Source organism: Diaminobutyricibacter sp. McL0608, from assembly GCF_039613825.1.
In the GTDB taxonomy this organism is placed as follows: Bacteria; Actinomycetota; Actinomycetes; order Actinomycetales; family Microbacteriaceae; genus Diaminobutyricibacter.
The window spans coordinates 3,819,928-3,838,727 of the sequence record NZ_CP154826.1 but is presented as its reverse complement, the minus strand read 5'-3'; the positions used below and the strand labels follow the sequence as shown (position 1 = coordinate 3,838,727).

Genomic DNA, 18,800 nt, shown 5'->3' with positions numbered 1-18,800 from the left:
CCTCACCCCCTCCCGGCCACGAGCGCGTCGACGGCGTCGCCGGTCAGCGCGGTCACGATCCCGGGCAGCGCGACGAACAGGATGCCGCCCAGCGTGAGGGTGATCAGGATCTTCACCGGATACCCCATCGAGAAGGCGTTCAGCGCCGGGGCGATGCGGGTCAGCAGGCCGAGCCCCAAGTCGGCGAGAAACAGAACCACGATGAGCGGCCCCGCGATCTGCAGGGACGAGACGAACATGTTGGTGGTGGCGGTGATCATCGCGTGGACCGTCGCGCTCACATTGAGTCCGGAGCCGAGAGGGATCGCGGTGAAACTCCGGGCCAGGCCGCCGAGCAGCAGCTGGTACGCGCCCGACGAGAACATGAGTGCGAGCGCTGACATCTGGAAGAGCCGGGTCAGCTGCGCGCCGCTGATGCTGAGCTGCGGATCGTAGCCCTGCGCGAGCTGGAAACCGCCGAACAGGTCGAGCAGGCTGCCCGCGGACTGCACTGCCGCGAACACGATCATCACCAGGAAACCGAGGGCGAACCCGATGAGCAGCTGCATGACGATGGCGAGCAGGAAGGGTGCGAAGTCGAGCTGGGTGTAGCCCTGGGTGACGACCGGCGAGACGGCCAGACCGAGACCGACCGCGAGGAGCGCCTTCACCGTGCCCGGGATGGCCCGGTAGGAGAAAGGCGGAGCGACCAGGATGAACGCGGCGAGGCGCACGCTCGCCAGCATCACGGCTTCGATCCAGCTCGCATCGATCGGGATGTTCACCTAGCCCCCCAGCAGCATCGGGATCTTGGTGAACAGGTCATGGGTGAACGACACCATTTCGGCGATCATCCAGTTTCCGCAGACGAGAAGTGCGATCGAGACGCCCACGGCCTTCGGGACGAACGAGAGCGTGACCTCCTGGATCTGCGTGATCGACTGGAAGAGGGAGATGGCGAACCCGATCACGAGCGACGTGATGAGCACGGGGGCGGCGAGCTTGGCGGACATGATGAGCGCCTGGGCGCCGATGTCCAGAATCGCACTGCTGTTCACGGTCAGCCCCCCACGTAGCTCTTGACGAGTGCGGTGATCACGAGTCCCCATCCGTCGACGAGGACGAAGAGGAGGATCTTGAACGGCAGCGAGATCATCACCGGCGGAAGCATCATCATTCCCATCGACATCAGCGCCGCCGAGACGACGAGGTCGATCACGAGGAACGGCACGAAGACCACGAACCCGATGATGAACGCGCTGCGGAGCTCGGAGATCATGAACGCGGGGATGAGGGTGGCCAGGTCGACGGCGGACGGGGTCGCCGGGTTCGCGCGGCCGCCCAGCCGGGTCATGAGCGCGAGGTCCTCCTGCCGGGTGAATTTGAGCATCCACGCTTTGAGCGGTTTGGATGCGAGATCGATCGCCTGGGTGAAGTCGATGGAGCCGTGCAGGTAGGGCTGCACCGCGTGCGTGTTGATGTCGGTGAGCACCGGCCACATGATGAACAGCGAGAGGAACAGGGCGAGACCGGCGATGACCTGGTTCGGGGGGACGGCGGTGAGTCCGAGCGCGTTCCGCGTCATGGAGAGTACGACGAACACCTTCGTGAACGACGTCGTCATCATGAGCAGTGCGGGAGCCACCGAGAGCAGCGTGATCCCGATGAGGGTGAGGACGGTCTGCGACGGTGAGCCGTCGACACCGTTGATCGTGATGCTCGTGCCGCCCGTCGAGGCGGGCGCCGGGGTCGCAGGCGGTGTCGGAGCGAGCGGGTCGGCGTGGGCCCCGGCCGCCTGCACCAGCACGATGCCGAAGACGATGATGAGCGCCAGTGCGATGAGGATCGCCAGTCGCCGACGGCGGAGCCTTCTCTCGGCGACGATCGGGTTCACTTCAGGCCGTTCCGAACGCTCGACAGCGCGAGCTTCCAGGTGGATGCGGCGAGGATCGAGCCTGCGACCGCGCTTGCGGGGGCGGGGGCCGCGGAGGCGCCGGAAGTCGCGAGGGCGGATGCGGTGGCCGGGGCGGGCATCCGCGATCCTTCCTTCGCATCCTCGTCCAGAGCATCCGCGCCCACCGCATTCGGGCGCACCGCATCCGGGCGCACCGCATCCGCTTCGGCCATGGCCGCCTCGAAGGCGACCGCCGCGACGGGGACCTGCTCTGCAGAGTGCAGCACGTTCACGGAATGCTCGGTGACGCCGAGAACGAGGCGGCGCCCGTCCACGTCGACCACGACGACGGACGCCTTGCCGGCGATCCCCTGCTTGCCGACGACGACGACCGGGTTCTGCTTCTTCTTCGTGCCCAGCTGGCGTTTGCTGACCCGTCGGTGCAGGTACCAGATCACCCCGAGCACGGCGGCGAGGGACACCACCACGCGCAGCATGGTGAGAACAGCATCCATGTCAGGCGAGGAGGTCGGGTGTGTCCAGGATCTGGGTGACCCTGACGGCGTAGTCCTGGTCGACGACGACCACCTCGCCGTACGCGATGAGGCGTCCGTTGAGGAGGATGTCGGCCGGCGCTCCCGCCGAACGGTCGAGCTCGACGACGGCGCCCGGCTCGAGGTTCAGCACGTCGCGGACCGACATGCGCGTGCGGCCGATCTCCACGGTCAGCGCCATCTCGACGTTGTGGATGCGACCGAGGCGACCCGAGACGTCGTCGGTGCCGGCCCCCGCCGGTGTCGTGCCGCGGCGGGCACGGAGGCCGAACAGCCCGGCGAGTTCGGTTCCGTCGAGCAGTTCGACGACCGTGGTGTCGGGGTCCGCGAAGAGGCTCGCAGCATCGTCGACGCGCTGGTCGCCGAGCACGCCGTCGCCGAGGACGCTCGACGCGCCGACGAGCGCGCCGTGCACGAGGTCGGTGAGCGAGACGGTCGCTTCGCCGCCGGTCGGGGCGAGCATACTTCCATCGACGATCGCCATCGCAACGTCGTAGGACGAGGCGCCGACGAACGTGGCGACGATCGCGGCGCTCACGTCGATGCCGGCCGGCCCGGACCACTCGCGGGAGACCGGGGTCAGAGCCTTCACGGTCGGAAGGTTCTCGGCGAGTGCTTCGGCTGCGCGGAGGGCGAGGCCTGCGGTCGAAAGGCCCGAGTTCGAAACGGTCGTGGTGCTCATGCTCATCGTGCGTTCTCCTGTGTCTCGACGACGACGCAGGCGATCCGGGAACCGGTGGTTCCGATGGATGCGCGAGCCAGCGGCCGGCCCTCCACTGCGACGTTCAAAGGTTTGGTCTTGTCGTGCGGCAGGCCGACGAGGTCGCCGACCGCCAGCCGGATGATCTGTGCCGGTGTCACCGTGAGCGGATTCAGCTGAAGCGACACCCCGACCGGCACGGAGGCGAGCTGGGCTTCGACGAGTCCGCGGGCGTCGGCGACACGTGTCACCGGGTTGGCGTCGCCGAGCTGCCGCACGAGGATGTCGGCGGGGACGGCAATGGTCGCGGCACTGGTCGTGTCTCCGACACTCACCGAGAAGTTCGCCACCATCATCAGCTCGGCCGTGGCGGCGGCCTGGGCGAACTGCGAGTTGTGGTGCACGGTGTCCATGACGACCGGAGCCGTGAGGAGACGGCCGAACGAGTAGCGGAGGTCGTCGATCGTGTCGTCGATGAGCCTGCGGAGCATGGTGAGCTCGACCAGGGTGAACTTGCGTTCCTCCGTGTCGGGGTCGGGGGCTCCTCCGAGCATCCGGGTCAGCCAGCCGAGGGCGGCGGTGGCCGGGAACTGGATGACTGCTTTCGACGGGTCGTCGCCGATGGTGAGGAGGACGAGCGCTGTCTGCGGGGGGAGTCCGGATGCGTACTCGTCGTAGGTGCGGATGGACAGGCCCTCGAACGTGACCTGCGAGCGGACCCGGACCTTGGCGGTCAGCTGGGTGCCCCACTGGCGCGAGAAGGTCTCGAAAGCCAGCTCGAGGGTGCGGGAGTGTTCGCGGGCGAGCGTCGTCGGGCGGCGGAAGTCGTAGACCTCGACGCCGCGCTGCCGTTCGGGCAGGGGGGAATCATCGTGCATTTTCTGGACCGTCACACTGAGCACTATCGGCTCGGTTCCTGTAGCGGTTAGGGCGCATGGGTGACGACAACTCCGGCTTGCTTGGGGGACGATGCATGGTTTCGACTCGGGATGATGGTTCCGACGCGAGGTCACGGTGGCGCCCTTTCGGGAAGGCGGATGCGTCCGCCGGGTCGGGGTGTGCGGGTTGGGTCGTAGTGTGCGGGCGGCGTGAACCACGGGGTGTTGTCGCGAACGTGAATATCCCAGCCGTCGTCGTGCACCCGGTGATGATGGTGGGAGCACAGCAGGATGCCATTCCTGAGATCTGTCGGGCCGGCGTCGCGATCCCACCAGCGGATGTGGTGCGCCTGGGTATAGGAGGGAGGGTGCGCGCAGCCGGTCCAGGCGCAGCCGCCGTCCCGTTCGGCGAGAGCATGTTTCTGAGCGGGACTGAACAGCCGTTGTTTCCGGCCGAGGTCCAGGGTTTCGGAGTGGCCGCCGAGGACGTGTGGGATGAGATGTGCGTCGGCGGCGAGGCGGCGTGCCGTGCCAGTGGAGATCGGGCTGGGGATGCCGTCGATTTCCGCGGTGCCTTCGCCGGCCCGCAGGTCGGCCAGGGTCATCCGGATGATCATGGTGACCGGTGGGCTGGACGCACCGTGGGTGCAGCCGGCCCGGTGCCGGAACACCTCGACCGCCCCATCCGAGTTGAGTTGCGTGATGCCGCGGGTCTCCGGCATCTCAGGTCTCTCAGGCCGCTCCGGATCGCCGTCGCTCGGGGTGTCCGGGCCGCCTGAGCGCGCCTCGAACCTGACCCTGCTGGAAGCACCGGTCGACGACGGTCGCTGGTCTCGGGTGTCGTGGCTGACGTAGGCGCGGATCTGGGGTAGCACATGTCCGGCGGAGACAGCGTCGAGGTACCAGTTGATGTGGGTCATCCCGTCACGGGTGGTGGTGATCGTCAACGACCGGCGCCGTCGCTGGACCTCTTCGCGGGGTTCGATGCCGTCCTGTCCAAACGGTCGCGGACCTGGATGGCGAGCCGGCGGGTCTCCTCCACGGTCAGCCCGGGTGCGTGGTCGACCAGCACCCGTTCCCCGTAGGTGCGCTGCTCCAGACTGCAGCCGGGACCGGTCTTGCCCAGTTCGCGAATGATCACCGCCGCCTGCTCCACCGACACCCGTGTCGGCAGCGCTGCATCCTCGCCGCCGGCCTCGTCGACCGTGCGGTCGTCGTCGCGTGAACCGGCGTCGTCACTGTCTGTGCCGAGAAGCGCGGCGGCGAGTTCCGGGAACTCCGCCGGCAGCTCGTCGCCGTGCAGGCTGTGCCGCGGTGCGACAGCACGGGCGACGCCGCACAACTGCCGCGCGGCCGGCAATGACGTCCTCCACAGCTCGGCCAGCAGCGACTCCAGGTCGCGGTACCCGGATGACCGGATCGGGCTGGTCTCCGGGTCGAGTTCGCAGGCACGATCCAGCGAGGCGATGCGCCGCAGCGCAACCGCCTCCACCGCGGCCCGCACTGAGCCGAGTGCGGCCAGCGACCGCACGAGCAGCTGCGCCTCGGACAGCGCCGCACCCTCCTCCGCTTCCAGCGCTCGCAACGTCGCGAGCGCAGTAGCGACCGCATCGAGGTCGCGAGCCGGTGGGAAGGTCATGGCTCTACCTAATCAGCAGCCACCGATAAAGTACCCGTGATCAGGTCTTTACCTGTGGAGAACTCCACGCGACGGCCACCTGTGGAGGAGTCGACGAAACGCCCGGTCAGCCGTCTTTCCGCTCGCGCCGCTATCGGCTGGATCGCGCGTGCGGCTAGCGTCTGACTATGGAGTTCAGCATCGACATCCCTCAGAGCGTGCTCGACGTCCTGCAGCGCCGGCTCGAGGCGGCGACCATTCCCGAGCCGACACCCGGGCCCGAATGGTCGCGCGGCATCCCACCGCGCGTGCTCGCCTCACTGGTCGATCGCTGGCGCACCACCTACGACTGGAGGGCGGTCGAGCGGCGCTTCAACGCGTATGAGCAGAGCATCGTCGACCTCGACGGATGCGCGGTGCACGTTATTCGCGCACCGGCACGTCGACCGGCCGGCCTGCCGATCGTGCTGACCCATGGCTGGCCCTATTCGTTCGCGTCCATGCTCGCTCTCGCGGACATCCTGAGCGCGGAGAGGGATGTCGTGGTCCCGTCGCTTCCCGGCTACGGGTTCTCGGGTGTGCTCCCCGAGCCGTTCTCCTCGCTCGGCGTCGCCCGACGATGGAACCACCTGATGACGGAAGTGCTCGGCCACGACCGATACCTGACCTATGGGGAGGACGTCGGCGCAGGCGTCAGCGACTGGCTGGCCGGGTCGTTCCCCGACGCCGTCGCCGGAATCGTGGCTCCGCACGCCTCGTTCTCCGGCCGGTCGCGCCCGGGGGTGGAGCTGACGGAGGAGGAGGCTGCGTTCCTGGCGTCGGTCAACGACCCGGCGGAATCGGGTTACGCCCACGAGCAGGGCACGAGACCCGACACATTAGCGGCGGCGCTTCTCGATTCCCCGAGCGGCCTGCTCGCGTGGATCGCCGAGAAGGTCGCAGCGTGGAGCGACGGCGACGGCCTGAACGATTTCGACCCGGACGACGTGCTCACCAACGTCATGATCTACTGGGTGACCCGCTCGATCGGGACGAGTTTCCGCGCATACTGCGAGCCTGGCGGCGACGACGAACTCCATCCGATCGTGGAGGTGCCGGCGAGCATCCTGATCCAGCGCCACGAGGCCGGCTACCCGCGATCACTCGCCGACAAGAGCTACACCGACATCCGCACGTTCGAGCGCCTGGAACGCGGCGGCCACTTCACCGCCTGGGAGGCTCCGGATGCGGTGGCAGCGGCCGTGCGCGCCCTCGACTCCTGAGGCGGCTACTTTCCGGCTGCGACCAGCTGCGGAATCAGCGCCCGGATGGCGTCGGACCGGTCGGACAGCACCACGATGTCGACGCGGCGGTCCTTGGCGAAGTCCGCATCCGACGAGCCGGGCACGATGGGGCGCGCCGACCCGTAGCCGACGGCGCCGACCCTGGTGTCCTTGATCCCGCCCCGTTCGACCAGGTCGCGGAGCACGGCCGTGGCGCGCCCGCTCGACAGCTCCCAGTTGGTCGGGAACGGCTGTCCGGGCGGACGCGGGTCGGCATGTCCTTCGACACTGACCTGGTAGGTCACGGTATTCAGAGGCCCGGCGATGCGATCCAGCACCCGGCTCGCGATCGGCGTCAGCTCGGTGCTGTTGGACGCGAAGAACGTGTCGGCTCCGACGAGGCCTACCGTAAGCCCGCGCGAGTCGATGGTGGTGTCGACCTTGGTCTGCAGCCCCACCGCCGCGAGATTGGCGTTGATCCGGTCGCGCAGAGCTTTGAGCTTGTCGTACTCGAGCGTCGCCGCGTGCAGGTTCGTCAGTTCACCGTCTTTGCCGACGTCCTTGGCCGGCACGATGATGCCGGTCGCCGTGTCGATCTTCTGCGACTTGACGACGCCGAAGCCGGTCGCGAGCGAATCCTTGAGAGCCGCGAACTTGTTGGCATCGGTGCTCGACATCGCATAGAGCACGATGAACATGCACATGAGCACGGTGACCATGTCCATGTAGGAGGCCATCCATCGTTCATCCTGATGGTGCTCGCCGCTCTCGCCGGCACCCCGGGGCCTCCGGCGCGCGCTCATGCTGCTTTTGGTAGAGAACTCGCCGGCACCATGGCGCGCAGGCGCTCGTCGAGCAGGCGCGGCTGCGCACCGGACTGGATGGCGAGCATCCCTTCCAGGATCAGCGACATCCGCTCGGACTCCAGATCGCACAGACGGTTCAGTCGGTCACCGAGGGGAAGCCAGATGAAGTTCGCGGAGAGCAGACCCCACAGGGTCGCGACGAACGCGGCCGCGATCATCGGGCCGAGCTTCGCCGGCGACGACAGGTTCTCGAGCACGTGGGTGAGCGAGACGACCGTTCCGATGATGCCGATCGTGGGGGCGTACCCACCGAGGATCTTGAACCACTTGGCCGCGCCGCGGTCGACCCGCTGCCGTGTCGCCATCTGGTCTTCGAGCAGGATGCGCAACTCCTCACCGTCGGTGCCGTCGGCGATGTTCTGCAGCGCGTCCCTGAGGAACGGGTCCTTGGTCTCGTGCGCGTTCTGCTCGAGCGAGAGGAGCCCGTCGCGGCGCGCCTTCTCGGCGATCTCGACGAGCTGCTCGATGACAGCGCCCGGCTTGGCGATCTTGCCGCGGAACGCCTTGGGGATCGCTTTGAGGGCGCGCGCAGCATCCCGTACGGTCCCGGAGGCGAAGCCGACGGCGATAGTGGCGCCGAAGACGATCAGCATGGGAGCCGGAAGCAGGATGGACGTGACGCTCGAGCCTTCGAGGGTGAGCATCCCGAACAGGGAGCCGAAGGCGACGAGCAGCCCGATGATGGTTGCGAGGTCCATTACGTCTCCGTCTGTCGCGGGGCGAAGGGGCTGTCGTGCACTTCTGCCGCGGGGCGCAGCGCTTCGAGGTGACGCTGGCCGGGGCTGAGTTCGATGCGTCGCAGGGATGCGCGTGCGATGACGTCGGCGCGCGCATCCGCAATGAGTTCCAGGATGCGGGTGAGCGGTTCGGTGACGATGTGACTGGAACCGTCGACGAGGAAGATCGTCGTGTCCGGGTTCTCCACGATGCGTTCGATGAGGTCAGGATTGATCGCGAACGGGCTGCCGCTGAGTCGGGTGGCAACGATCATGGGTCTGCTTTCGCCTTGTTCCGGGTACGAGGGGTGGTTCTAAACGACACTGTCGGCCGCCCGGGTGACTCCGGTTAGGCGGCCGACAGTGTTTTTGCGTTTGTGTTCGCGTCTCGTGGAACAGGGGTTCGTGTGCGGCGACCCGCTACGAGCGCTTCAAGTTGACCAGTTCATCGAGCACCGAGTCGCTCGTGGTGATGATGCGGGCGTTCGCCTGGAAGCCGCGCTGAGCGACGATGAGGTTGGTGAACTCCTGCGACAGGTCGACGTTCGACATCTCCAGGTACCCGGTGGTGATGGAGCCGAGCCCGGGGGTGCCCGCGGTTCCGGTGGTCTGTGCGCCCGAGTTCGGGGTCGCCCCGTACATCGATCCGCCCTGCTTCTCGAGGCCGCCCGGGTTCACGAACGTGGAGACCGCGATGCGGGCGATCGCCTGGATGACGCCGTTGCTGTACGAACCGGAGATGGTGCCGTCTTTGCCGATCGTGTACGACTCGAGCGTTCCTGCGCTGTGGCCGTTCTGGCCTTCGACCGCGATCGTCGACAGGCCGGCGAACCCGCTGACCTTCGAGAAGTCGATCGGGAGTGCGCCCGCTGTGGTGAGGGTGGGCGGGGTGGTGGTCAGGGCACCGGCGGTGAACGAGAGGGTGCCGATGTTGCCGGTGCCGTCGTTGACCGTCCAGTTGCCGGCGCCGTCCGAGGTGAAGGTGAGTGAGACGGTCGACTTGTTGCCCTGGTTGTCGTAGACCGGAATGTCGCGGGTGAGAACGGTCGCTGCCGCAGCATCCGACGGGAGGTTGCCGGCGAAGCTGGCCGTGGTGGTCGCGGCGGCGGGCACCACCGAGTCGACCGGGAGCTTGATGTTGCCGAGCGCCTGGTTGGTGTTGAGGTTGCCGGTGGCGTCGGCCGTCCAGCCCTGGACGAAGCCGCCCTCGGCCGAGACGAGGGTGCCGGTGGAGTCGAAGTCGAAGTTCCCGGCCCGGGTGTACAGGCTCTGGCCGCCGACCTTCACGTTGAAGAATCCGTCGCCGCTGATCATGAGGTCGGTCGGCTTGCCGGTCGCCTGCGAAGAGCCCTGGGCGAAGTTGGTCGCAATGCCGGCGACCTTGACGCCGAGACCGATCTGGGCCGGGTTGGAGCCGCCATTGGCAGCACCCGCGGCGGTCGCACCCGAGATCAGCTGCGACAGGGTGTCCTCGAATTCGACAGAGGACGACTTGAATCCCGCGGTGTTGACGTTGGCGATGTTGTTGCCGGTGACGTCGAGCATCTGCTGGTGGGCCTGGAGTCCGGAGATGCCGGAGTAGAGAGAGCGGAGCATGATCTGCCTTTCAGTTGGCGAGGGTGAGTGCGGAGATGGAGTCGAGGGAGACATCGATGCCCCCGACGGTGACGGTCGGGACACTCCCGGAGAAGCTGACCGAGGTCGCCTTGCCGGTCTGGGTGTCGCCGTTCTTGTCCAGGTAGCTGACCTGCTGGCCGATCAGGGCGGCGGCGTTCGTGCGCATCGCGAGCGCGAAGCTCTCGGTGTTGGTCGAGTTCAGGGTGGCCAGCGACTGCATCATCGAGAGCTGCGTGGTCTGGCTGATCATCTGGTTGGTGTCCATCGGCGACGACGGATCCTGGTTCTGCAGCTGCGTGACGAGCAGTTTCATGAAGAGGTCGGCATCCATGGTCTGCTTGGGCGTGCCGAGCGTGTTGTCGGTCGCATAGATGCTGGAGCCTCCTGACGAGGCGGAAATGGGGTCGACTGCGGTCATCTTCTGTTCTCCTTGGGCGGTCAGGCCATCACATCGAGGCCGGTCGATGACACGGCGCGGGGCTGGTGGACGGATGCTGCGGGCGCGTCGACGGCGTGATCCTGTCGGGGGGTGCGCTCAAGCGGTCGCGGATCCTGTCGGAGGGTCCCGGCATTCTGCTGCGCGTCGGGCTGGCCCTGCGATGAGAGGTCCAGATTGGTGTTCGCTCCGGTCGCGGACAGGTCGCGACGCAGGTCGGGCAGCAGCTGACGGAGCGCGTCGCGCCCGGTGTCCGACGGCGAGAACAGCTCGATCCGCACGGCGTCACCCGAGATGTGCGCCCGCACTGTGACCGGCCCGAGGTTCTCGGGTGTGACGCTGATGGTCATGGTGTGGTTGCCGTCCCCGGCCGCAGCGAGTGCGAAGACCGGCTTCGCGACCTGGTCGGCGAACGCCTGGAACGCCGGCGCGGTCGGCGAGGCCGATGCGGTGGATGCTGCGGGCGCGACGGATGCGGGGGTCGTGGGGATCGCGGACGGCGCGACCTGCGCAAGAGCGGTCGCTGATGCGTCCGGCTGCGCGGGTGCTGCCTTCGTGGCGGCGCTCGCCGCCGGTGCCCCCGTGCTGACGGATGTTCCGAGGGGTGTCGTGAAGCCGGTCACTGCGGCGTCGGTTCCCCCTGGCGTGGTCGTCGGCTGCGCGGACTCCGCCTGCTGGGTCGCCGGCGGCGCTGCGGACAACAGCGCGGACGCTGCGAGCGACGCCGGGCCGGTGGCGGCGGCGGAACCCGTGGATGCTGGCGGAGGGAATGCGCCGTCGGTGGTGGCGGATGCGCTGGATGCGGGGACGGATACGGTGGATGTGGTTGCCGCGGATGTGGTGGATGCGGCCGCGCTGGATGCGGATGCGGCTGCGGCGGATGCGGTTGCCGCGAATGCGGCTGCGCCGGATGCGGTGAAAGCGACGGTCTGACCCGTCGCGACCTGCGCATCCGCAGGCAGCGAGACGGTCCCCGCCTGCGCACCGACTCCGGCCGGCGACGAGCCCGTGGGCTTCGCCGACGGGGCGACCACTGCGGATGACCCCGGAGCGGCCGCAAGGAGAGTCGCGGCCGAGGTCGAGGTTGCGCCCAAGTCCTGCGCGCCCGTCGTCCCGGTCACAGGTGAGGACTGCGTCACCGACGGAGCCTGCGTACCCGCGGCAACCGTCAGGGCCCCCGTCGACACAGGCTGCCCACCCGTGAGTCCGCTCGCCTGCGCGAGGCCGGCGGCGACCGGCGACCCGGACGCATCCCCTCCCGAACCGGCGGCACCCGACGGCACGACCGGCATTGCCGAGGAGCCCGCGCCAGGGTCAGCCGCGGGCGACCCAGCTGAGTTCTGACCCGCATCCGCCGACGCCGTCGCCTCCGAGTCGGCCGCGCCACCGCCAGGCCGAGCGCGCTTGACCGAGTGCGTCGGCGAACCCGCGGCCGACTCGTCGCGACGGTCGGCGGTGAGCCCGGCGAGCACATCCGCGAACCCGGACCCGCCCGACGCTTCGGGCACCTGGGCGGCCTCCGCCCGGTGAACCCGGGACTGCGCGGGCATCACGCTCGTCGTGCCGCTCACAGGGCGCCTCCCTGCAGGAGCGACAGCAGCGACGAGAGCGATCCGGAACCGGACGTCGTGCTCGACGCGCCACCGAGCGACCCCTGGATCGCAGAGAGCAGTTGCGTCATCTGCGAGCTGGAGAGCGCGGATGCGGACGACGCCGGCGACGCAGCGGCGGAGGTCGAGGGCGCAACGCGACGGATGGTCTCGATGTCCGCATCCGTCAGCCAGTTCGGCACTTCGGAGACGTTGCGACCGACGTCCGGTGCGTGGATGACTTTGTCGTCGCCGGCGTAGATCACGATGTGTTCGTTGTTCTTCAGCACGATGAGGTCGCCCGGCTGCGCATCGGCCAGTGACGGCACCGCCGTGCCGAGGGTCGACTCGCCCGAGACGAGGCGGGGTGAGGAGATGCCGACGTCTTTCAGCACGGTCTGGACGAGGCCCGAGCAGTCCATGCCCGACGAGGTGGTGCCGCCGAAGACGTACGGGACGCCGAGGTACTTGCGCGCATCGGCGACGATGTCCTGGCCGGTGACCGATCCGGCCGATCCGGCCGATCCGGCCGTACCCGCGGTGCCCGTCTGCGTGTTCGCGAGCGCGCCGGCGAGTGCGCCGGTGAACGATTCGGATGCGGTGGCCGAGGCAGATCCGACGGTGCCGGTCTGCAGGGCGACGAAGGTCTGCTGGATCTCCTGGATGCGGTTGACGGCGTCGATGGCGCTCATTCGTCGCCCTTCTCGCGTGCCGCCCGCGAGCCCGTGAGCTCGTCCAGCGCCTGCTGCTCGTGCTTCAGGTCTTCGGCGATCGCGGCCTCGCGGTGTCGGCGTTCGGTCTTCTCGAGACCCGTGAAGCGCATCCGTGCCGTGAGGTAGTCGGCCCTGGCGCGCTCGTGGGCGGAGAGGTCGTCGTCGAGCACGATCTGGAGCTCTGCGAGCATGGTCGCAGAGGCCTGGCGGGCGGCGGCGATGGCGCGGAGGGTCTCGGTGCTGGTGGCGGTGTCCCCGTATTCGGCCAGCGCCCGGCGCGCACGCCGTTCCGTCGTCGCGTTGTCGCGGATGCGGGCGTTCGCGCGGGCGAGCTCCGCCCCGGCGATGTCCTGTTCGGTCCGGCGGAGCCTCAGGAGACCCGCGAGTGAGAACGGTTTCGGCATCATGCACCTCCGAGGAGTCGGTCGAGCCGGGCGAGCTGGGACCACGCGTGCTCTGATTCGGTGTGGTCGTCCATCCGCTGCCGCAGGAACGCGTTGATCTCGTCCTCGTACGTCACGGCCGCATCCACGAGCGGGTTCGTGCCGGACTGGTAGGCGCCGACGTCGATGAGGTCCTGCGCCCGGGCCCGGGCGGCCATGACCGTCCTCAGCTGCATCGCGAGCCCTTCGTGCTCGGCCGAGTTCACTTTGGAGGCGACGCGGGAGACGGATGCGAGGGCATCGACCGAAGGAAAATGGCCGACGATCGCAAGTTTCCGGTCGAGCACGACGTGCCCGTCGAGGATGGAGCGGGCGGCGTCGGCGATGGGCTCGTTGTGGTCGTCCCCGTCGACGAGCACGGTGTAGAGGCCGGTGACGGAACCGCGGTCCGCCGTGCCGGCCCGCTCCAGGAGCTGGGCGAGGATCGAGAACGTCGACGGCGGGTACCCGCGGGTCGCAGGCGGCTCGCCGACCGACAGCCCGATCTCACGCTGCGCCATCGCGACGCGGGTGAGCGAGTCCATCATGAGCACGACATCTTTGCCCTCGTCGCGGAAGGACTCCGCGATCCGGGTCGCGAGGAAGGCGGCGCGGAGGCGCATCAGTGCCGGTTCGTCCGAGGTCGAGACGACGACGATCGATCGTGCGAGGCCCGCGGGGCCGAGGTCGTCTTCGAGGAATTCGCGCACCTCGCGTCCGCGCTCGCCGACGAGTGCGATGACCGACACCTCGGCGTCCGTGCCGCGGGCGATCATCGAGAGCAGGGAGGACTTCCCGACCCCGGAGCCGGCGAACAGGCCGAGGCGCTGGCCCCGCCCGACGGTGGTCAGGGTGTCCAGGACGCGCACGCCGGTCTGGAGCGCATCCGTGATCCGGGCACGCTGCATCGCCGACGGGCTCTCGTTCGCGAGCGGAACCCCGCCGTCGGAGGCAAGGGGCCCCTTGCCGTCGATGGGGCGGCCGAGCCCGTCCACGACGCGCCCGAGGAGGCCGACGCCGGTGGGGACGAGTGCCCGGGTGCCCTTGGACCGCGCGGGCGTGCCGGTGCCGATGCCGTCGGTGCGGGCGAGCGGCATCACGTGGACGCCGGTGGTCGAGGTGGCGACGACCTCGGCGTCGATCGGGTTCGCGTCCCCGATCGTGACCAGATCGCCTGAGACGCAGTCGAGTCCGGCGATCTCGATGGTGAGGCCGACGACGCGGGTGACCCGGCCGACCCGTTCGGGCCGCGCGGCATCGAGGGCGAGGGCGAAGTCGTCGGCGTGCGGGCGCACCAGGGTCGGGGTCATGAGCGCTCCCCGAGGAGTGCGGAGCGTGCGCGATCGAGGGAGGACCGGATGCGCGCATCCACGAATCCGCTCGGCAACTCCGCGATCGCGTCGCCGCGGTCGAGGGACGCGTCGGCGACCAGGCTGATCGCCTCAGTCCCGCCGAACAGCGCGGCGAGGAGCGGGAGCTCGCCCGGATTGACCCGCACGACCGTCGTCTCGTTCGCATCCACGCTCGACAGCACCCGGGTAACGACGGCTTTCGCGGAACTCTCCGCGTCGCCGAGTTCGACGCCGACGACGGCCTCGGCCAGGTCGAGGGCTGCTACCGCGAGCGACTGCTGGGCGCTCTCGACGACCGGCTCGAGCCGCGCATCCAATGTGTGCAGCATGAGCTCGACGGCGCCCAGCCGGCGCTGAAGGAGCGCTTCGGCCTGCTCGGCCGCCACGGCGAACTCGGCGTCGAGCTGCTTGCGGCGTTCGGCCAGTTCGCGTTCGGCCTCGCGGGCGCCCTGGGCGTAGCCGGCCGCGTAGCCGCGAGCGCGCGCCTGCTCCTCCGCCTCGGACTGCGAGCGGCTGCGGACGGCGGGGAAGGCGACCGCGGTGAAGGCTGGACTAGTCAACGAAACCGTCCTCGTCGCCGCGGTGGATCACGATGCCGCCGGATGCTTCCAGCTCGCGGATCGCGCGGACCACATCGGCACGCGCCTCCTCGACCTGCGACTTGCGGGTCGGGCCCATCGTGCGGATCTCGTCGTCGAGGAGTTCGCGGTTGCGTTCGGAGAGGTTCTCGCGGATCGTCGCGACCACGGCCTCCGAGGCGCCCTTCATCGCAACGGCGAGCACCAGGTTGTCGATTCCGCGCAGCACCTGCTGCACGTCCTTCTTCTCGAGCTTCACGATGTCGCCGAACGTGAGCATGCGCGAGCGAACCTCGTCGGCGAGCTGCGGGTCGACCTCGTCGAGCCCGGCGAGCACGGCGCGCTCGGTGTTGATGTCGGAACGGTTGATGATGTCGACGAGCGGCTGGACTCCGCCGACGACCTCGGCCGCGGCGCTGGGAGCCACCACCGCCGCAGAGCGCTCTTTGAGCGACTGCGCGACGAGGGCGATCGACTCCGGGGTGGCGCTCGTCATCGTTGCGATGCGCCGAGCGACCTCGGTGCGGAGCTCGTCGGGGAAGCCGGCCATGACTTTGGAGGCATGCGCGGGCCGCAGGTGGGCCAGCACCAGGGCGCAGGTCTGCGGCATCTCCCCGTCGAGGAGGGTGACGATCTGCGACGGCTCCGCATCGTCGAGGAACTCGAACGCCTTGCCTGCCATGGAGCTCGCGACGCGGTTGAGTACGCCGGCCGCCCGCTCCGACCCGAACGACGCCTCGAGGAGTCCCTGGGCGAAGTCGCGGCCACCGCGTGCGCTGACCCGGCCGGACGTCGCCAGCTCGTGGAACTCGCTGAGGGCCTGGTCGGCGATGTCGGGGTCGACACGGCGCAGGCGGATGATCTCGCTGGTGATCTCCTCGGCCTCGGCGTCGGAGAACTGCTTCATCACCGTCGACGCCCGCACGGGGTCGAGGTTCATGAGGACGATGGCGACCTTCTGGGTGCCGGTCAGCTCTTTGACCTGTTCGGGCATCAGCTGGTCCTCTCATCCATCAGTCCGCGCAGCAGCTCGGCGGCCTTTTCGGGGTCGCGCCCGGCGAGGGTGGCGATCTCGGCCCGCTTCACCTCGGTGCTGGTCGGTTCGAGAACCGGCATGGGCACGGGCTGCTCGATGGCGAGCTTGTGGCCGGCGAGGATCGCATCGAGCTCGTCGTCGTCCGGGCCGAGGATCTCGAGGTCGACCGGTTCGCGCCGCTGGCGGCCGCGGCGCAGGAAGAAGATGAGGGCGAGCGTCGCGACGATGACGACGACGCCCGCGATGATCGCATCGCGCAGGAGGTTGCTCGTCTGTGCGTTCTTCTGCGCCTGCGTGCTGGCATCCAGGGCCGCTTTGGCCGCTTTCGCCTGGTCGGTGTTGAAGCCGACCGCAGCCACCGTCACGACATCGCCGCGCGTCTTGTCGAATCCTGCCGCCGCCTCGACGAGCGACTGGATGCTGGAGGGGCTCGCGTTGCCGAGCGCCTTGTTGCTGATCGCGACGGACACGGTCTGCCGCTGCACGGTGCCGGCGGGGATGTTGTCGGTCTGCGTCACCTTGTCGATGGCGTTGTTCTTGGTGCCGTTCGCCGCGTTGTACGCGCCGTTGCCGCTGGTGCCGTTGGGCACGGCGATGTTGTCGGGTCCGAGGACTCCCGCCGCGGCGCTCCCAGTTCCCGTGTAGGTCTCGGTCTGGCTGGTCTCGCTGAGTACGGGGCTGTCCTTCGGCGTCTGGAACGTCTCGGACACCCGCTGCGAGGTCGCATCGCTGAGGTTCGCGGAGACGGCGACCGTGGAATTCCCCGGCCCGACGATGCGGTCGAGCATCGCCTGGATGGCCGCCGTGGTCTTCGCCTCGTAGGCCGAGGTGAGCTTGTCGGACGAGCCTGCTGCCGCTGCGCCCTGGGCAGACAGTGTCTGGCCGCTCGAGTCGACGACGGTGACGTCGACGGGTTTCATGTTCTCGATGGATGCGCTGGTCAGGTGCACGATCGCATCCACCTGGTCGGAGCTGAGCGTCGCGCCTGCGTCGGTCTTGATGAAGACGGAAGCGGTCGGATCAGCCGCCTGGGAGGTGAAGACCGTCTCCTTCGGGATCGCAAGCTTGACGGATGCGGTCTGCACGCCGTTCATGGCCTGGATGGTCTTCGCCAGCTCCTCCTCCATGGCCTGCTTGTACATGACGTCCTGCTGGAACTCGCTGCTCGTGACGCCCATCTTGTCGAGGAGCGCGTAGCCGTTCGTGCTCGACGACGGGAGGCCGGCAGAGGCAGCCTTCAGGCGCTCGTCGTACACCTTGTCCTGGGGCACGAGCACCGTGGCTCCGCCGTCGGTGAGCTGGTACTTCACGCCGTCGGAGTTCAGCTGGTCGACGACGGCTGACGCGTCCGCGGCGGCGAGTCCGGTGAACAGCGGCGTGTACTGCGGGGTGGAGAGCCAGGTTCCGAGGAACACCGCCCCCAGCGCGAGAACGGCGATGGCCAGGATGGCGATCGTCTTCTGCGCGGCCGAGAAGGCGCGCACACTCCCGCTGAGCCGCTGGAAGAACGCGGCCAATTGTTTCGGCATCAGGCCGGCATCTCCATGATCTTGTTGAAGGCGTTGACGCCGTCATTGCGGACGGCGGCGACGAGTTCCGTGGTGACCTGCGCCCGGGTGGCCGCGACGGTCGCGGTGGCGATGTCGTCGAGGTTGCCGGTGACCGCTTTGACGGCGAGATCGTTCGCGTTCGACTGCAGCTGCTGCACGTTGTCGATCGCGCCGGCCAGGCTGGCTGCGAAGCCGGAGCCGTCGGTGGCGGACGCAGCCGCGGTCCCCGCCTGCGTGATCGAACCGGCTCCGGTGACGCCGGAGAGGGCCGAGATCGGGAGGATGCTCATGAACCGTGTCCGATCTGCAGTGCGGCTTCGTAGGTGGTCTGGGCGCGGTCGATCACCGCGGCGTTCGCCTGGTAGCCACGCTGCGCCATGATGAGTGCGCCCATCTGCGAACCGAGGTCGATGTCGGGCATGCGCACGTTGCCGTCCTTATCCGCCAGGGGGTTCTCGGGATCGTGGACGACGCGGCCGGCGGCGCTCCCGTAGGCGGCCCCCGCGACGTAGACGCCGCTGGTGCCTTCGCCGGCCTGCGCGACCACGTAACGGGCCTGGAAGGCCGCCCCGCTGGTCGGCTCGGCCGTGTTGACGTTCGCGATGTTGTCGGAGATCGCATCCAGCCAGTGGCGATGCAGTCCGAGCCCGGTCGCGGCGATTCCGATCGCGTCGGCCATCAGCTGGTCCTCATCGCGGCCTGGATGCCGGCGAACTGCTGGGTCATCGCCTGGGTGGCGAACCGGTACCGCAGCCCGGTCTCGATGTCCGAGGTGGTCTCGGTGTCGAGGTTGACGTTGTTGCCGTTCAGCTGCGTCGGCTCCAGCGACAGCTGCGTGACCGGGTCGACGTGTCCGTCATGGTTCGCGACCGACGCGGCCAGCGCATCCTCGAAGGACACCCGCTGGGCCTGGTAGTTCGGCGTGTTCACGTTCGCGATGTTGTTCGCGATGGCCGTCTGCCGGGCGGAGAGGCCGGCCAGGGCGCTCGAGAGGGCGGCCTGGGTCACGGATTCGATCATGCTGACTCACTTCACGGTGT

General features: G+C 68.6%; 24 protein-coding genes. 1 reads left to right on the top strand and 23 read right to left on the bottom strand.

Features of this window, described 5'->3' with window-relative positions; all coding sequences use genetic code 11:
* Nucleotides 1–2: 2 nt before the first annotated feature.
* The 8 genes from AAYO93_RS18380 to AAYO93_RS18345 form a co-directional block, all read right to left on the bottom strand.
* A complete protein-coding gene (locus AAYO93_RS18380; protein WP_345762634.1) occupies nt 3–764 on the bottom strand; it encodes a flagellar biosynthetic protein FliR in 762 nt (253 codons plus the stop codon).
* The gene (gene fliQ, locus AAYO93_RS18375; protein ID WP_345762633.1) at nt 765–1,037 is read right to left on the bottom strand and encodes a flagellar biosynthesis protein FliQ; all 273 of its coding nucleotides are present in this window, start codon (nt 1,035–1,037) and stop codon (nt 765–767) included. It abuts the gene before it with no gap.
* 2 nt (nt 1,038–1,039) lie between these two features.
* Nucleotides 1,040–1,873, bottom strand: coding sequence for a flagellar type III secretion system pore protein FliP (gene fliP, locus AAYO93_RS18370; RefSeq protein WP_345762632.1), 834 nt, complete (start codon nt 1,871–1,873; stop codon nt 1,040–1,042).
* Nucleotides 1,870–2,388, bottom strand: coding sequence for a flagellar biosynthetic protein FliO (locus tag AAYO93_RS18365; protein WP_345762631.1), 519 nt, complete (start codon nt 2,386–2,388; stop codon nt 1,870–1,872). The genes fliP and AAYO93_RS18365 overlap by 4 nt, the downstream gene beginning before the upstream one ends.
* Before the next feature lies 1 nt (nt 2,389).
* Nucleotides 2,390–3,115, bottom strand: coding sequence for a flagellar motor switch protein FliN (fliN, locus tag AAYO93_RS18360; RefSeq protein WP_345762630.1), 726 nt, complete (start codon nt 3,113–3,115; stop codon nt 2,390–2,392).
* Nucleotides 3,112–4,005: a flagellar motor switch protein FliM gene (locus tag AAYO93_RS18355; protein ID WP_345762629.1), complete on the bottom strand. Its 894-nt coding sequence runs from the start codon at nt 4,003–4,005 to the stop codon at nt 3,112–3,114. Before AAYO93_RS18355 ends, fliN begins: the two co-directional genes overlap by 4 nt.
* A 131-nt stretch (nt 4,006–4,136) precedes the next feature.
* A complete protein-coding gene (locus AAYO93_RS18350) occupies nt 4,137–4,952 on the bottom strand; it encodes a DUF222 domain-containing protein (protein WP_345762628.1) in 816 nt (271 codons plus the stop codon).
* Nucleotides 4,949–5,644, bottom strand: a complete 696-nt coding sequence (locus AAYO93_RS18345; protein ID WP_345762627.1) for a hypothetical protein — start codon at nt 5,642–5,644, stop codon at nt 4,949–4,951. The genes AAYO93_RS18350 and AAYO93_RS18345 overlap by 4 nt, the downstream gene beginning before the upstream one ends.
* A 167-nt stretch (nt 5,645–5,811) precedes the next feature.
* Between AAYO93_RS18345 and AAYO93_RS18340 the strand changes: the two genes are divergently transcribed.
* Complete coding sequence (locus AAYO93_RS18340; RefSeq protein WP_345762626.1) at nt 5,812–6,885, top strand: epoxide hydrolase family protein; 1,074 nt, start codon at nt 5,812–5,814, stop codon at nt 6,883–6,885.
* Nucleotides 6,886–6,890: 5 nt separating this feature from the next.
* Here AAYO93_RS18340 and AAYO93_RS18335 read toward each other — a convergent pair whose 3' ends face one another.
* The 15 genes from AAYO93_RS18335 to AAYO93_RS18265 form a co-directional block, all read right to left on the bottom strand.
* Nucleotides 6,891–7,622, bottom strand: coding sequence for an OmpA/MotB family protein (locus AAYO93_RS18335; protein WP_345762625.1), 732 nt, complete (start codon nt 7,620–7,622; stop codon nt 6,891–6,893).
* 62 nt (nt 7,623–7,684) lie between these two features.
* A complete protein-coding gene (locus AAYO93_RS18330) occupies nt 7,685–8,449 on the bottom strand; it encodes a motility protein A (RefSeq protein ID WP_345762624.1) in 765 nt (254 codons plus the stop codon).
* Nucleotides 8,449–8,742, bottom strand: a complete 294-nt coding sequence (locus AAYO93_RS18325) for a flagellar FlbD family protein (protein WP_345762623.1) — start codon at nt 8,740–8,742, stop codon at nt 8,449–8,451. The genes AAYO93_RS18330 and AAYO93_RS18325 overlap by 1 nt, the downstream gene beginning before the upstream one ends.
* Nucleotides 8,743–8,887: 145 nt before the next feature.
* Complete coding sequence (locus AAYO93_RS18320) at nt 8,888–10,063, bottom strand: flagellar hook protein FlgE (RefSeq protein WP_345762622.1); 1,176 nt, start codon at nt 10,061–10,063, stop codon at nt 8,888–8,890.
* A gap of 10 nt (nt 10,064–10,073) precedes the next feature.
* Complete coding sequence (locus AAYO93_RS18315) at nt 10,074–10,502, bottom strand: flagellar hook assembly protein FlgD (protein ID WP_345762621.1); 429 nt, start codon at nt 10,500–10,502, stop codon at nt 10,074–10,076.
* Nucleotides 10,503–10,522: 20 nt separating this feature from the next.
* A complete protein-coding gene (locus AAYO93_RS18310; RefSeq protein WP_345762620.1) occupies nt 10,523–12,091 on the bottom strand; it encodes a flagellar hook-length control protein FliK in 1,569 nt (522 codons plus the stop codon).
* Entirely contained in the window at nt 12,088–12,801 is a 714-nt protein-coding gene (locus tag AAYO93_RS18305) for a C40 family peptidase (RefSeq protein WP_345762619.1), read from the bottom strand. The genes AAYO93_RS18310 and AAYO93_RS18305 overlap by 4 nt, the downstream gene beginning before the upstream one ends.
* Nucleotides 12,798–13,229: a flagellar export protein FliJ gene (locus tag AAYO93_RS18300; RefSeq protein WP_345762618.1), complete on the bottom strand. Its 432-nt coding sequence runs from the start codon at nt 13,227–13,229 to the stop codon at nt 12,798–12,800. Before AAYO93_RS18300 ends, AAYO93_RS18305 begins: the two co-directional genes overlap by 4 nt.
* Nucleotides 13,226–14,554, bottom strand: coding sequence for a FliI/YscN family ATPase (locus AAYO93_RS18295; RefSeq protein WP_345762617.1), 1,329 nt, complete (start codon nt 14,552–14,554; stop codon nt 13,226–13,228). The genes AAYO93_RS18300 and AAYO93_RS18295 overlap by 4 nt, the downstream gene beginning before the upstream one ends.
* Nucleotides 14,551–15,156, bottom strand: coding sequence for a FliH/SctL family protein (locus AAYO93_RS18290; protein WP_345762616.1), 606 nt, complete (start codon nt 15,154–15,156; stop codon nt 14,551–14,553). The genes AAYO93_RS18295 and AAYO93_RS18290 overlap by 4 nt, the downstream gene beginning before the upstream one ends.
* Nucleotides 15,149–16,168 carry a flagellar motor switch protein FliG gene (gene fliG, locus AAYO93_RS18285; RefSeq protein WP_345762615.1) on the bottom strand — a complete coding sequence of 340 codons (1,020 nt, stop codon included), beginning with the start codon at nt 16,166–16,168 and terminating at the stop codon, nt 15,149–15,151. Before fliG ends, AAYO93_RS18290 begins: the two co-directional genes overlap by 8 nt.
* On the bottom strand, nt 16,168–17,739 hold the full coding sequence (fliF, locus tag AAYO93_RS18280; RefSeq protein WP_345762614.1) for a flagellar basal-body MS-ring/collar protein FliF: 1,572 nt from the start codon (nt 17,737–17,739) through the stop codon (nt 16,168–16,170). The genes fliG and fliF overlap by 1 nt, the downstream gene beginning before the upstream one ends.
* On the bottom strand, nt 17,739–18,050 hold the full coding sequence (locus tag AAYO93_RS18275; RefSeq protein ID WP_345762613.1) for a flagellar hook-basal body complex protein FliE: 312 nt from the start codon (nt 18,048–18,050) through the stop codon (nt 17,739–17,741). Before AAYO93_RS18275 ends, fliF begins: the two co-directional genes overlap by 1 nt.
* Nucleotides 18,047–18,442 (bottom strand): flagellar basal body rod protein FlgC, encoded by a 396-nt coding sequence (locus AAYO93_RS18270; RefSeq protein ID WP_345764917.1) that lies wholly within the window; start codon nt 18,440–18,442, stop codon nt 18,047–18,049. The genes AAYO93_RS18275 and AAYO93_RS18270 overlap by 4 nt, the downstream gene beginning before the upstream one ends.
* A complete protein-coding gene (locus AAYO93_RS18265) occupies nt 18,439–18,780 on the bottom strand; it encodes a flagellar basal body rod protein FlgB (RefSeq protein ID WP_345762612.1) in 342 nt (113 codons plus the stop codon). Before AAYO93_RS18265 ends, AAYO93_RS18270 begins: the two co-directional genes overlap by 4 nt.
* Between the last annotated feature and the right edge of the window lie 20 nt (nt 18,781–18,800).

What these genes read in the sequence shown, in the direction of transcription:
- AAYO93_RS18345 (WP_345762627.1), bottom strand. Translation starts at nt 5,644, where the DNA reads ATGACCTTCCCACCGGCTCGCGACCTCGATGCGGTCGCTACTGCGCTC.
- fliF (WP_345762614.1), bottom strand. Translation starts at nt 17,739, where the DNA reads ATGCCGAAACAATTGGCCGCGTTCTTCCAGCGGCTCAGCGGGAGTGTG.
- AAYO93_RS18365 (WP_345762631.1), bottom strand. Translation starts at nt 2,388, where the DNA reads ATGGATGCTGTTCTCACCATGCTGCGCGTGGTGGTGTCCCTCGCCGCC.
- AAYO93_RS18315 (WP_345762621.1), bottom strand. Translation starts at nt 10,502, where the DNA reads ATGACCGCAGTCGACCCCATTTCCGCCTCGTCAGGAGGCTCCAGCATC.
- AAYO93_RS18275 (WP_345762613.1), bottom strand. Translation starts at nt 18,050, where the DNA reads ATGAGCATCCTCCCGATCTCGGCCCTCTCCGGCGTCACCGGAGCCGGT.
- AAYO93_RS18295 (WP_345762617.1), bottom strand. Translation starts at nt 14,554, where the DNA reads ATGACCCCGACCCTGGTGCGCCCGCACGCCGACGACTTCGCCCTCGCC.
- AAYO93_RS18305 (WP_345762619.1), bottom strand. Translation starts at nt 12,801, where the DNA reads ATGAGCGCCATCGACGCCGTCAACCGCATCCAGGAGATCCAGCAGACC.
- AAYO93_RS18320 (WP_345762622.1), bottom strand. Translation starts at nt 10,063, where the DNA reads ATGCTCCGCTCTCTCTACTCCGGCATCTCCGGACTCCAGGCCCACCAG.
- AAYO93_RS18265 (WP_345762612.1), bottom strand. Translation starts at nt 18,780, where the DNA reads ATGATCGAATCCGTGACCCAGGCCGCCCTCTCGAGCGCCCTGGCCGGC.
- AAYO93_RS18340 (WP_345762626.1), top strand. Translation starts at nt 5,812, where the DNA reads ATGGAGTTCAGCATCGACATCCCTCAGAGCGTGCTCGACGTCCTGCAG.
- AAYO93_RS18335 (WP_345762625.1), bottom strand. Translation starts at nt 7,622, where the DNA reads ATGGCCTCCTACATGGACATGGTCACCGTGCTCATGTGCATGTTCATC.
- AAYO93_RS18330 (WP_345762624.1), bottom strand. Translation starts at nt 8,449, where the DNA reads ATGGACCTCGCAACCATCATCGGGCTGCTCGTCGCCTTCGGCTCCCTG.
- fliN (WP_345762630.1), bottom strand. Translation starts at nt 3,115, where the DNA reads ATGAGCATGAGCACCACGACCGTTTCGAACTCGGGCCTTTCGACCGCA.
- AAYO93_RS18300 (WP_345762618.1), bottom strand. Translation starts at nt 13,229, where the DNA reads ATGATGCCGAAACCGTTCTCACTCGCGGGTCTCCTGAGGCTCCGCCGG.
- fliG (WP_345762615.1), bottom strand. Translation starts at nt 16,168, where the DNA reads ATGCCCGAACAGGTCAAAGAGCTGACCGGCACCCAGAAGGTCGCCATC.
- AAYO93_RS18325 (WP_345762623.1), bottom strand. Translation starts at nt 8,742, where the DNA reads ATGATCGTTGCCACCCGACTCAGCGGCAGCCCGTTCGCGATCAATCCT.
- AAYO93_RS18355 (WP_345762629.1), bottom strand. Translation starts at nt 4,005, where the DNA reads ATGCACGATGATTCCCCCCTGCCCGAACGGCAGCGCGGCGTCGAGGTC.